The organism is Pedobacter cryoconitis (genome assembly GCF_003259615.1).
Classification (GTDB): domain Bacteria; phylum Bacteroidota; class Bacteroidia; order Sphingobacteriales; family Sphingobacteriaceae; genus Pedobacter; species Pedobacter cryoconitis.
In genome coordinates this window covers 226,348-238,598 of the sequence record NZ_QLLR01000004.1, presented here as the reverse complement: position 1 = coordinate 238,598, position 12,251 = coordinate 226,348, and the positions used below count along the sequence as shown (strand labels likewise).

13 protein-coding genes are annotated in these 12,251 nt (G+C 33.4%); all 13 read left to right on the top strand.

Features of this window, described 5'->3' with window-relative positions:
• Position 1 precedes the first annotated feature (1 nt).
• The 13 genes from pseI to LY11_RS07405 are packed head-to-tail and all read left to right on the top strand — an operon-like array spanning position 2 to position 12,200.
• Complete coding sequence (gene pseI / locus LY11_RS07465; protein ID WP_111633088.1) at positions 2-1,054, top strand: pseudaminic acid synthase; 1,053 nt, start codon at positions 2-4, stop codon at positions 1,052-1,054.
• Between the two features lie 18 nt (positions 1,055-1,072).
• Positions 1,073-1,588 carry an LbetaH domain-containing protein gene (locus LY11_RS07460; protein WP_111633087.1) on the top strand — a complete coding sequence of 172 codons (516 nt, stop codon included), beginning with the start codon at positions 1,073-1,075 and terminating at the stop codon, positions 1,586-1,588.
• Between the two features lie 26 nt (positions 1,589-1,614).
• Positions 1,615-2,475, top strand: a complete 861-nt coding sequence (locus LY11_RS07455) for a hypothetical protein (RefSeq protein ID WP_111633086.1) — start codon at positions 1,615-1,617, stop codon at positions 2,473-2,475.
• A gap of 4 nt (positions 2,476-2,479) precedes the next feature.
• A complete protein-coding gene (gene pseF / locus LY11_RS07450) occupies positions 2,480-3,190 on the top strand; it encodes a pseudaminic acid cytidylyltransferase (protein ID WP_111633085.1) in 711 nt (236 codons plus the stop codon).
• On the top strand, positions 3,183-4,130 hold the full coding sequence (locus tag LY11_RS07445; protein ID WP_111633084.1) for a Gfo/Idh/MocA family protein: 948 nt from the start codon (positions 3,183-3,185) through the stop codon (positions 4,128-4,130). The genes pseF and LY11_RS07445 overlap by 8 nt, the downstream gene beginning before the upstream one ends.
• Before the next feature lies 1 nt (position 4,131).
• Entirely contained in the window at positions 4,132-5,442 is a 1,311-nt protein-coding gene (locus LY11_RS07440) for a DegT/DnrJ/EryC1/StrS family aminotransferase (protein WP_111633083.1), read from the top strand.
• A complete protein-coding gene (locus tag LY11_RS07435) occupies positions 5,426-6,394 on the top strand; it encodes a hypothetical protein (RefSeq protein WP_111633082.1) in 969 nt (322 codons plus the stop codon). The genes LY11_RS07440 and LY11_RS07435 overlap by 17 nt, the downstream gene beginning before the upstream one ends.
• A complete protein-coding gene (locus tag LY11_RS07430) occupies positions 6,394-6,933 on the top strand; it encodes a GNAT family N-acetyltransferase (RefSeq protein ID WP_111633081.1) in 540 nt (179 codons plus the stop codon). The genes LY11_RS07435 and LY11_RS07430 overlap by 1 nt, the downstream gene beginning before the upstream one ends.
• Positions 6,930-8,060, top strand: coding sequence for an N-acetyl sugar amidotransferase (locus LY11_RS07425; RefSeq protein ID WP_111633080.1), 1,131 nt, complete (start codon positions 6,930-6,932; stop codon positions 8,058-8,060). The genes LY11_RS07430 and LY11_RS07425 overlap by 4 nt, the downstream gene beginning before the upstream one ends.
• The gene (gene hisH, locus LY11_RS07420) at positions 8,057-8,683 is read left to right on the top strand and encodes an imidazole glycerol phosphate synthase subunit HisH (protein WP_111633079.1); all 627 of its coding nucleotides are present in this window, start codon (positions 8,057-8,059) and stop codon (positions 8,681-8,683) included. Before LY11_RS07425 ends, hisH begins: the two co-directional genes overlap by 4 nt.
• A 7-nt stretch (positions 8,684-8,690) precedes the next feature.
• Positions 8,691-9,557, top strand: a complete 867-nt coding sequence (gene hisF / locus LY11_RS07415) for an imidazole glycerol phosphate synthase subunit HisF (RefSeq protein ID WP_111633078.1) — start codon at positions 8,691-8,693, stop codon at positions 9,555-9,557.
• On the top strand, positions 9,554-10,801 hold the full coding sequence (locus LY11_RS07410) for an N-acetyl sugar amidotransferase (protein WP_111633077.1): 1,248 nt from the start codon (positions 9,554-9,556) through the stop codon (positions 10,799-10,801). The genes hisF and LY11_RS07410 overlap by 4 nt, the downstream gene beginning before the upstream one ends.
• 37 nt (positions 10,802-10,838) lie before the next feature.
• Positions 10,839-12,200, top strand: a complete 1,362-nt coding sequence (locus tag LY11_RS07405; protein WP_111633076.1) for a capsular polysaccharide export protein, LipB/KpsS family — start codon at positions 10,839-10,841, stop codon at positions 12,198-12,200.
• Positions 12,201-12,251 lie beyond the last annotated feature (51 nt).

The following is a 12,251-nucleotide window of genomic DNA, read 5'->3' as shown; positions in this document are numbered from 1 at the left end:
TATGAAAGACAATATAAAAATTGAAAATATCACTATTGGTAATGAACATAAGCCTTTCATTATCGCTGAGATGAGTGGTAACCATAATCAATCTCTAGATAAGGCACTTTCTATTATTGATGCCGCCGCAGCGACTGGAGCGCATGCGATTAAATTGCAAACATATACTGCAGATACTTTAACTATTAACGTCTCTCATGATGAATTTAGGATAGAAGATCCTAATTCTTTATGGAAAGATAGAAATCTATATGAGCTTTATCAGGAGGCTTATACTCCTTGGGAATGGCATAAAGCTTTATTCGATCGGGCTAAGGAAAAAGGAATGATTTGTTTTAGCACCCCATTTGATGATTCTTCAGTAGATTTTCTTGAAGAATTAAATGTACCGGTGTATAAGATTGCTTCTTTTGAAAATAATCATCTTCCGTTATTAAAAAAAGTAGCTAAAACTGGTAAGCCTGTTATCATGTCAACGGGTATCTCAACATTAGCAGATATAGAAATTGCAGTTCGTACGTTAAGAAAAAATGGATGTAAAGAACTTGTATTGTTAAAATGTACAAGTACATATCCTGCGACACCCGAAAATACGAACCTTTTAACTATTCCACATATGTCTGAGCTTTTTGATTGCCACGTAGGCTTATCAGATCATACTTTAGGTATAGGTGTTTCTGTGGCCTCTGTTGCTTTTGGTGCAAGGGTTATTGAAAAGCATTTTACAATAAACAGATCTGAAGGTGGAGTAGATTCTGCATTTTCATTAGAACCTTCTGAATTTAAAATGTTAGTTGAGGAGTCTGAAAGAGCATTTTTATCTATTGGAAAAGTCAATTATGGTATAATGGAAGCGGAAAAGAAAAGTTTAATGTTTAAACGCTCTATTTACATTGTACAGGATATGCAGGAAGGCGATGTGATAAATGAAACCAATATTCGAATTATCAGACCAGGCTTGGGTATTGCTCCTAAATATTTTGAAACTATGATTGGAAAAAAAATAAACAGAGCAGTTAAACGTGGTACAGCACTCACTTTTGATTTATTATAACATTTATTAAATTATTGCATGGGGCTTAGAGAAATCTTTAAAATTGAGTGGCAAATTAATACACATATAAAGGTATCGCGTTTTTTTTATTATAAAATGCCTATTGGAGGAAGGTTTATTAGTAGCACTATGGATCGTCTTTTGCTTATAATTTATGGAGTCGAGCTTATGTCTTTTTCTATTAATGTAAATAAACTCTCTATTACGCATCCAAGTGGAATATTGCTTGGAGGAAACGGAGTTTTTTCAAAAGGTAGAGTGGTAATTATGTCGGGTGTAAAATTTGGTGGACGTTCTCCTAATGATGAACTCTATTTAAAAAAGCATAAAGAGCAGAAAGTATTTGAATTAGGCGATAATGTTGTTATCGGTACAAGTTCAATTATATTAGGCCCTGTTACAATTTGTGATAATGTAATGATTGGATCAATGTCTTTGGTTAACAAATCGATAAGCGAACCTGGTGTATACGTTGGAATTCCTGCGAAAAAGATATCTGAACAGATTAGTTATGACTGGGTTTCTCATTTATAAATCGTTAATATTATTAAATCCCTAATATGATAAAAGAAATAAAGTATAGAATCAATTATTTAAGAGCACATTTAGTTGTTCTTCGTAAGTTTAAAATGCTATTCAATATTAATGGGCGGTCTTTTGTCAAGCCTGAGCCAGCATTGTTAGAAAGTACAGGAGTGATAAATAGAGAGGGTTTTTGTGCTGGACCTTCGATATCTTCAAGTGTATTAGAGGAAATAAAAGCAATTTATGAAAGTAGAATAGTAGGCGTCATTCCTAAGCCAACTGGTGCCCCATTTACAAATCTTATACTTGACGAGGATATTACTATAGATAATCCGGTTATTAAACTTGCATTTTCTAAGGATATACTAGATCCTGCAATGGATTATTTTGGAGGAAAACTTTTATTTGAAAGCTTGCAGGTACTTTATAGCTATCCAACTGATGGTAAGTTAAGGGAAAGTCAATACTGGCACAAAGATTTTGGTGATAGTAAATCTTTCCATGCAATTATGTATCTGAATGATGTGGAAAAATTAAGTCAGGGACCATTTGTATTTGTAAGTAAGAAGGACTCCGAAAAGATGAAACGATCGGTCATAATCAGACGAATAAATGATGAAATTTTTTCAAAAGAGCTTGGTACTGGAAAGATTGAGTATTTTTATGGGAAAGCTGGCGAATCTGTCTTTGTGGATCCGGCGATATGTTATCATTATGGTAGTAGATGTAAAGTGGGGAGATTGGCTTTGTTTTTCACTTTTAATACATCGACACCATATATAATAATGCCTGGTCTAATCCAAAAAAACAGTGCTAAATTCCTCGAAATCGGAAAAAAATTGCGGCCTGATATACCTGTTAAGAAGTTGTCGGACTTATTAGGTATTAATAGATGATCTTATGAATAAATGTATTGCAATTATTACAGCACGCGGAGGGAGTAAGCGTATTCCCCGAAAAAATGTAAAAGATTTTCTTGGATATCCAATAATTAAATATTCAATAGATGCTGCTTTGATAGCGGGCTGTTTCGATGAAATAATGGTATCTACAGATGATGAAGATATAGCCTCGATAGCGCTTAGTCTTGGAGCTACGGTGCCTTTTATGAGATCTAAGGAGAATTCCAATGATTTTGCTACTACTGCAAATGTTATCTCTGAAGTCTTGAATGAATATAAGAGTCTTGGTCATAATTTTAATTATTGTTGCTGTATTTATCCAACGGCCCCTTTCGTAACATCAGAAAAATTGAAGACTGCTTATAATAAGCTTTTGGAAAGCGGTGCTGACTCTGTTGTCCCAGTTGTAAGTTTTGGTTTTCCTATATTGAGATCTTTTAAAATTGATAACGATTTATTAAAAATGAACTGGCCTGAATATATGAATTCCAGATCTCAGGATTTAGAGCCTGCTTATCATGACTGCGGCCAGTTTTATTTTGTGAAAACCGAAGATTTTATGAGACATAAAAAACTTTTCACTGATCGGACGGTGCCTTTTGAAATGCCAGAATCTGAAGTTCAGGATATTGATACTGAGGAAGATTGGAAGGTCGCAGAAATCAAATATACTTTTCTTTTACAAAGGATAAACATTAAGAATGTATAAGGTTTTAGTTATTGGCTGTGGGAATATTGGATCTCAATATGATATGTATAATAGCGAAATACAAACTCACGTTAAAGCTTGGAGCTTAAAGTCAGAAGTAGATTTGTTTGTATATGATTTGAATGCTCAGCTTGCAGTGCAGGTTGCTAGCCAGTATCAATGTGAGATCGTACCAATAATTGATATTAGTACTTTAGCAAAATTTGATTTTGTAAGTATTTGTACTCCTACTAATACACATTTTGAGTTAATAGAAAAAGCAATTGCTGCTAATGTTAAAATCATTATTTGTGAAAAACCTATTTCGAATGATCTTATTGATTTAGAGCAAATTAAGAAGATTTATAGTAAGGGGCAGTCAAAAATTATTGTTAATTATATTCGCAGGTTTTTACCTGCATATGGGGAATTGAAAGAATTAATACAGTCAATCATAATTAATGAATCAGTGACAAACGTTAGTGTAAGGTATCAAAGAGGATTTGTTAATAATTGTAGTCATGCTTTTGATATTTTAGAATATTTGTTTGATTCATCAATAAATTTAACAGATATACAAGTGCACAATAAAGTCTTTGATCATTTCAAAGATGATGCTACTTTATCACTTCAAGCGAACTGGAATGATATTAATTTTAATATATTGGGTTTGAGTAATATCTCATTCGCTCACTTCGAAGTTGATGTTTATTCTAAGCATTATAAAATTAGTATTAAAAATTCTGGAAATGTAATTGAAGTATTCAATTCTCAGGAAAAAGGAAATGTTTTACAGCCTCTTATAATACAATCAGATCTTAGAAAAGAAAATTGTTTAAAAGATTATATGAAGTTTGTAACAGATTATGCTATGCATCTAATTAATAGAGTTGCAAGTGGGGATAATTTCCTCAATTCTGTCGAACTCAATCAAAAAATGTTAAATTATAAAAATAATTAATATGGCAAAGCTAGCTATAAATGGTGGAGATATTACGAGAACAACTCTTTTCCCTGCGTATAATACTATAGGACAAGAAGAAAAGGATGCTGTAATGAAAGTATTGGAAACGGGGAATCTTTCTCAGTTTTTAGGAGCTTATCATAATGATTTTTTGGGTGGACCAAATGTAAGGGAGTTTGAAAGCAAGTGGGCAAAAGCTTTAGGAGTTAAACATGCAGTCTCTGTAAACTCTAATACATCCGGATTATTTACTGCCATGGGGGCAATTGGGATTCAACCTGGAGATGAAGTAATAGTTTCCCCTTACTCGATGTCAGCCAGTGCTATAGCTCCATTACTTTATGGCGGTATACCTGTTTTTGCAGATATTGATCCCGTTACTTTTTGTATGGCACCTGAAAGTATCGAGTCAAGAATTACATCTCGTACAAAAGCAATACTGGTAGTACATATTTTTGGGCATCCGGCTAATATGGATCTCATTATGGCTATTGCTAAAAAACATAATCTAATTGTTATTGAAGATTGTGCTCAGGCACCAATGGCAAAATATAAAGGCAAATACGTTGGAACAATTGGTGATTTGGGAATATTTAGTTTAAATTATCACAAACATATTCATACTGGAGAGGGAGGGGTTATAACATCTAATAATGATGATTTAATTGACCGTTGCCAAATGATTCGTAATCATGCGGAAAATGTTGTAGGTCCTAAAGGAATTGAAGATTTGACAAATATGATCGGATTTAATTTTAGAATGACAGAAATTGAATGTGCAATTGGCATTCAGCAACTAGCAAAACTTCCAGATTTATTAGCTGAAAGATTGGAAAACGTTGCATTTTTAAATGAACATTTGTCCAAATTCAGCGCGCTTGAATTACAACCTCATCCAGAAAAGGGGTCTGTGCATACTTATTATGTACATCCAATAAAATTCAATAAAGAAATAGCGGGTATTGATCGTGATACATTCGTAAATGCATTAAAGGCAGAACTACCTTCAGCCATTCTTCGTGAAACAGCACCTCTAATTGGTATGGGCTATGTTAAACCACTTTATTTGCAGCCGATTTATCAGCAAAGAGCAGGATGGGCTTTTAATCATCCAGCTGCAGATCAAAAATCAATTAATTATACTCCCGGATTATGCCCCATAGCAGAGAAAATGCATTTTGAAGTACTGTTTACTCATGAATTTATGCGGCCAGGTATGAGTACTGAAGATTTACTGGATGTGGTTTCTGCATTTCAAAAAATATTTGACAATATAGATGAATTGAAAAGTGTTGAAACCAGAGCCTAAAGGAAAGATTCTTTTTGTTTTTAGTGATCCAGGGGGCGCAAAACCTTGTCTGTCTTTAATGGCGGGCCATGATGAGGCTAATGTTTTGGCCGTATCAGACAGAGAGCATCATTTCTATAAGAATTTTAAAAACCAAGTAATAATTGTTAATGGCCAGCTAAATTTAATTGTGGATGAATTTAATCCTGATTTGATATTTACTGGAACATCTTATACTTCAAATATAGAACAGCGGTTTGTCTCAATTGCAAAACAAAAAGGAATTACATGCTGGTCTTTTGTGGATCATTGGACTTCTATTTCTGAACGGTTTAGAAACTCTGAAGGGTCATTAAATTTACCAGACAAAGTTTTGGTTTTGGATGAGAGAGCAAGAGATATTGCGATTAACGAAGGGATTAGTATTGATAAACTTTTAATAATTGGGAATCCGTATCACAGTTGGTTAGCTAACTGGAATTCGTCTCTTTCACGTAAGGATTATTTTGAGAAAATTGGTGTTCACAATGAATCGAAAAAAATTATATTATTTGCTCCCGATCCACTTTCTAATGTGGATGGTAAGATGATTTATGGTTTTGACGAATATTCTGCCTCAGAGAAAATAGTTAAATTAGTAGAAGAAGCGCCAAAGGATCTTGTAAAAGATTGGTTAATTTTGGTGAAAATGCACCCGAATCAAAAAACAGCTTCGTTGATGAAAATTTTTTCAGGGAATGAGAATTTTAAACTATTGCCAACTGATTTGGATGTTAATGAATCAATATATTTTTCTATAGCAGTAATTGGCTTTTTTTCTTCACTTTTGCGAGAAGCAGATATTATGGGGAAACCTATAATTAGATTTTTGGAAGCGTGTCTTACTAATGATCCATTTGAGGGATTGAATATTGGATCAATCGCAAATGAAGATAACTTAATTTATAAAATTTCAAATATCCTTTCAAAATAATGAATAAAGACGTTTTTATAGAAGGTGATCGTATTTTCCTAAGAGCTTTAAAAGAACAAGATGTGGAAGGTAATTATTCACTCTGGTTAAATGACCCTGAAATTACATATTTCAATTCGCATGGTCGATTTCCAATGACAGCTGATAAGCTTCTTAAATATGTTTCGCATATAAATTCTTCTCAAACAGATTTTGTGTTAGCTGTCATTGACAAGCAAACGTCTATGCATATTGGTAATATTAGCCTTCAAAATGTTAGTTGGATTGATAGAAATGCAGAAATTGCTTTTTTACTCGGAGACAAAACATTCTGGGGTAAAGGGATAATGGAGGAAGCAGCCATATTGATTTTAAAGCATGGGTTTAGAATATTAAATTTGCATCGTATCTATTGTGGTACTTCTGCAGAAAATTTGGGTATGCAAAAATTGGCAAAAAAAATAGGAATGATACAAGAAGGATTAAGAAGGGATGCTATTTTTAAGCAAGGAAAATACATTGATATAATGGAATTTGGGATTTTATCAAATGAGATATGAAGTATTGTGAAAAATGTTTGCAAGTAGATACCCGTCCCGGCACCAAATTTGATAATAAGGGTGTTTGTCCAGCGTGCAATTATTTTGAGACATTAAAAGATGTTGATTGGGGCGAAAGACGAAAAGAATTAGATGGGATAGTAGCTTTTGGTAAAGCAAATGCTCATTCTGGCTATGATTGTATCATCGGAGTTAGCGGGGGGAAAGATAGTACACGTCAGGCTTTTTTTGTAAAGGACGTATTGAAAATGAATCCCTTACTGGTTAGCTTAAGCTACCCCCCTGAACAAATAACTCAAAGGGGTGTTGATAATGTGGCTAATATGATTTCACATGGATTTGACTGTATTACAATAAATCCAGGACCTGAAGTTTGGAAAAAGTTAATGCGAAAAGGCTTTTTTGAATATACAAATTGGGCTAAATCGACAGAACTGGCATTATTCAGTAGTGTGCCAAGATTAGCTATAGCTTATCAGATCCCATTGATATGGTGGGGCGAGAATTCAGCTCTACAGTTGGGAGATTTAAATGTAATGGGGAAAAGCGGAAGTGATGGAAATAATCTTCGGAAGATGAATACACTTGGGGGAGGAGATATAACCTGGTTATTAAATGAAGAAATAAAGAAACAAGATATTCTTCAATATAATTATCCATCTGAGAAGGAAATGGAAGATGCTAATTTACGTATCACATTTCTTGGGTATTTTTGGAAAGATTGGTCTTTAGTAGATAATGGAAATTTTGCTGCCCTGCGTGGGTTAGATATACGTAACGAACCTCCTAGTGCAATTGGAGATCCCTTAGGCATAACTTCTTTAGATGAAGATTGGGTGGGAATGAATCAGATGATCAAATATTTAAAATTTGGATTTGGTCGTATTAGTGATTATGTAAACGAAGATATCCGTTTAGGCAGAATAACTCGCCAAGAAGCTATTGAGCTAACAAAAAAATATGATGGGGCATGTGGGCCCAAATATATTAAGAGTTTTTGCGACTATATCGGAATAACAGAAACTGATTTTTGGGAAAAGGTAGACAGATCAGTTAACAAGGATTTATTTGAACGGGATGCCATGGGTAATTGGGCTCCTAAATTTGAAGTGGGAATAGGTTTATGAGTTTAAAACATAATATTGTAATTGTAGATTATGGGGTTGGAAACACATATTCTGTTTCTAATGCCATTAAATCTTTGGGATATAATAAACTCATTATTTCAGATGATGAGAAGGTAATAAATAATGCTGATATATTGATTTTACCAGGAGTGGGTGCATTTGAAGAATCCATCAATAATCTTAGGGATAGAAATCTTGACAAGATATTAAATGAACAGGTTTTAGTACTTAAAAAACCAATTCTGGGAATTTGTGTAGGTATGCAATTAATGGCAACACTTTCTGAAGAAAATGGCATACATATGGGGTTGAATTGGATTGAAGGTACTGTTAAAAGGTTAGAATTAAGTCAGGAATTTGCTGTTCCTCATGTTGGATGGAATAATATAAGTGTAAAGCAAACGGAGCCTTTATTCATTAGAACCCCTGTTGATGCAAACTTTTATTTTGATCATAGTTATTATTTTGATTGTGAGGATAAATATGTAAGTGCTTATTGCGATTACGATATAGCTGTAACGGCTGCAGTGCAAAAAAGCAATATTTTTGGTGTGCAGTTTCATCCAGAAAAGAGCCAAACCAACGGTTTGAAATTATTTAGAGGATTTTTTAACTCAATATAATAAAAAAATGCTGAAGAAAAGAATTGCTGCTAGTTTAGTTGTTAAGGACGGGATAGTCGTTCAGAGTATTGGTTTTAAGAAATATCTGCCGGTCGGTAAACCTGATATTGCTATCGATTTTTTGAATCAATGGGGTATTGATGAGATTATACTTACTGATATTAGTACTAGTAAAAATCATTGTGATCCAGATTTCGAGATGGTAAAGAAAGCTGCAAAAAAATGTTACGTACCATTGACAGTAGGTGGAGGTATTAAGAAAATCGAGCATATTAGACAATTGATGCATTGTGGTGCTGATAAAATCTCATTGAATCAGTCAGCTTTATTTGATGACAAAATAATTTCTGAAGCTGCACATGTGTTTGGTGATCAGTGTGTCGTTGTTTCAATAGATGGAATATATACTGTTAAAGGATATAAAGTCTATGATTATTATAATCAAAAAATATTAGATATTTCCCCAGGTGAGTTAGCAAAACGTGTCCAAGGTTTAGGTGCAGGAGAAATACTTATAAATTCAGTTGATAGAGATGGTTCATATTTTGGGTACGATATTGATCTTATCAATTCTATTTGTGATAATGTAAGCGTTCCAGTTATTTGCTGCGGTGGTGCTAGGAATGCCAATGATTTCATTGATGTGTTTAAGAAAACAAATGTATCTGCAGCAAGTGCCGCCAATTTCTTTCATTTTACGGAACATGCGGTAAATATTACTAAATCAATCATTAAAAAAGACATTGAAGTAAGATTAGAAACTTTTGCAGATTACAATGACTCGTCTTATAGTAAGGATTTACGCTTAAATAAAAAAACTGATGAAGTGCTCGAAAATATGTTATTTGTTAGAATAGAAAAGGAAGTTATATGAAGTATTGTTTACGTTGCCTATATCCAGAAAATCACCCTCTTAATATTGTCTTTGATGAAAAAGGGATTTGCAGCGGCTGCAATGTGCATGAAGAAAAAGATGTTCTTGATTGGAATGCCCGCGCTGAGGGTTTAGAAGATATTCTAAAAGAGTATAAAAATAAATCCCAAAATAATTATGATTGTATTATTCCAGTAAGTGGTGCAAGGGATTCTTTCTTTATTGTACACATGATAAAAAATGTATATGGTATGAATCCGCTGTTGGTAACTTATAATAAGCAATACAATACGGATATAGGTATTCGTAATTTGGCTAAATTGAGAATGCAGTTTGACTGTGATATCATGACTTTAACAGTAAATCCTGAAACTGTCAAAAAAATAACGAGAGCAAGTTTACGCAAGATAGGAAGTATATACTGGCACTGTTTGGCAGGGCAAACTGTTTATCCTGTACAAGTTGCTGTGAAATTTAAGATTCCTCTGATTATATGGGGAGCTCATCAGGGGATTGATCAGGTAGGTATGTTCTCGCATCTTGACGAAGTAGAGATGACCAGAAAATATCGTAAAGAGCATGATTTGATGGGATTTGAGGCGGAGGATCTCATTGATGAATTTGATAGTATTTCTGAGCAAGATATTATTCAATATAGGTATCCGGATGATAAGGAAATTGAACGTATAGGCGTAAGGGGAATTTACTTGAATAATTTTATCAGATGGGACAGTAGATCACAACATGAAGAAATGATTCATTTGTATAATTATGAATCCCATGAGCAAACACGAACTTTTGATACATATAATGATGTTGACTGCTTTAATTATTCAGATGTCCATGATTATATTAAGTTTATTAAGCACGGATACGGAAAAGTTTCTGATCATGCTTCCAGAGAAATCCGTTTGAGACGAATGACGAGAGAAGAAGGGATTGAACTTGTTAAACAGTATACTAATAAGGAACCACTTCACTTGCATAAGTTTCTGAATTGGATTGGTATCAGCGAAAACAGCTTCAATTATCTGATTGACCAACATCGGAATAAAAAAATGTGGAAAAGGAATAACGAGTGGGAATGGATATTAAATCCAGAGTATCTATTTTCTGATGCCTATGTTGAAGATAGCTGTAGGCTTGAACAAATCAATAAGTTTACAGATTTTCTAATCACACCCGTTGAGAAATCGACTGATTCCACAAATAAGTATATTTTAATAGGTAAAGGAGTTGCCTAGAAATTTAGCTTTTAACTTCTAGACACTATGTAATAATATGAGAGATTTTAATAAAAAACCTATAGTACTTTTTTTTTCAAGAGAATACCAGTCTCAGTTCTTTCCAACTTTAGTCTCTGATAAGTATGATTCTATTCATGTTACCTTAAGTATAAAGGAAAAAAGGAATGTTGAAAGTCGTGGTGGTATAGTTGTTGGGTGTCTGGAAGAAATGTATGGAGATCTGGCAGAAGCTAATATTGTATTTCCTTACCTAGATCATTCAATGGGATCTGATAGATACATTGTAGGACATTCGCATATGGAAAGGCTTGCTATACTTAAAAAGTGTGTTACTTTTTGGAGAGACATTTATAATACTTATCAGCCGCATTATGTGATAAATGAGGTTGTGGCTTTAGAAATTTCTGAAATAATGTATATAGAGGCAAGAGTCAGAAATATACGGTATTTAGCTTTTGGCGCTTTTCCTGTTAAAAAGTCATTTTATTGGCATGATAATCCTTTTCACAGTTCAATGCCTGAAAAAATTCAATCCATGATTCCATCAGAACAAGATTTGATTGATGCACAAGCTTATATGGATAAGGTGAATTCTGGACCAATTGATAATCCATTTATAAAGGAATATAAATTGGGAAAAGATTTTTCAAGACTTAAGGAATTATTTAAGCATCTACTTTACAGCATTTATATTCGTCTAAAAATAGGTAATAAAGTTATCAGACAAGTTTGTTATGGAAATGCGATTGGTTACTATATAACAGAAATAAAACATTATTTCAATTACATTTTGAAAGATAGTTCATATGATGATATGAATGATTTGAATAAAGATGATAAGTGTATATTTTATCCGATGCATTTTGAACCGGAAGCAACTCTTTTTTATATGTCTACATATTATGACAATCAGTTAGCTTTAGTTGAGAATTTATTGAAGTGTTTATCAGAGGATCAATTTTTATTGGTCAAAGAACATCCAGCACAAGCAGGATTTTTAACCCAAAAAATTTGGCTGAAACTTAAGAATAGATTTCCAAACGCGAAATTTATAAAAGCAGAAGTCTCATCAAAAGAGATTATTGTCAGGTCAGATGTAGTTATTACCTTGGTTAGTACTGCTGGTTTTGAAGCAATGATTCTTGATAAGCCAGTCATTGTTTTAGGTAAAATCTATTTTGATGCTTTTGATGGTGTTAATCACTGCGAAACCTTTGAAGAAATATATGATTTACTTAGAGGAAAGAAGGAATTCAAGCAAAGAAAGTCGATTCATATATATTTAGCGAAGTTGATTGCTATGCAAAATGTTGGAAATCCATGGCCCCACGATGGTTTATATAGTGCCAAAAATATTGCTGATATTAGAATGGCCATAGAAAGAGGTATGGATTAATGAAAGGATATTTTCAACGTTATGGATACATTGCTGTTATACTGTTAAATT

Bases quoted from the DNA above. Each gene is read 5' to 3' on its own strand.
- LY11_RS07430 (WP_111633081.1), top strand. From the start codon at position 6,394: ATGAATAAAGACGTTTTTATAGAAGGTGATCGTATTTTCCTAAGAGCT.
- LY11_RS07405 (WP_111633076.1), top strand. From the start codon at position 10,839: ATGAGAGATTTTAATAAAAAACCTATAGTACTTTTTTTTTCAAGAGAA.
- pseI (WP_111633088.1), top strand. From the start codon at position 2: ATGAAAGACAATATAAAAATTGAAAATATCACTATTGGTAATGAACAT.
- LY11_RS07445 (WP_111633084.1), top strand. From the start codon at position 3,183: ATGTATAAGGTTTTAGTTATTGGCTGTGGGAATATTGGATCTCAATAT.
- LY11_RS07440 (WP_111633083.1), top strand. From the start codon at position 4,132: ATGGCAAAGCTAGCTATAAATGGTGGAGATATTACGAGAACAACTCTT.
- hisF (WP_111633078.1), top strand. From the start codon at position 8,691: ATGCTGAAGAAAAGAATTGCTGCTAGTTTAGTTGTTAAGGACGGGATA.
- LY11_RS07455 (WP_111633086.1), top strand. From the start codon at position 1,615: ATGATAAAAGAAATAAAGTATAGAATCAATTATTTAAGAGCACATTTA.
- LY11_RS07410 (WP_111633077.1), top strand. From the start codon at position 9,554: ATGAAGTATTGTTTACGTTGCCTATATCCAGAAAATCACCCTCTTAAT.
- LY11_RS07425 (WP_111633080.1), top strand. From the start codon at position 6,930: ATGAAGTATTGTGAAAAATGTTTGCAAGTAGATACCCGTCCCGGCACC.
- hisH (WP_111633079.1), top strand. From the start codon at position 8,057: ATGAGTTTAAAACATAATATTGTAATTGTAGATTATGGGGTTGGAAAC.
- pseF (WP_111633085.1), top strand. From the start codon at position 2,480: ATGAATAAATGTATTGCAATTATTACAGCACGCGGAGGGAGTAAGCGT.
- LY11_RS07460 (WP_111633087.1), top strand. From the start codon at position 1,073: ATGGGGCTTAGAGAAATCTTTAAAATTGAGTGGCAAATTAATACACAT.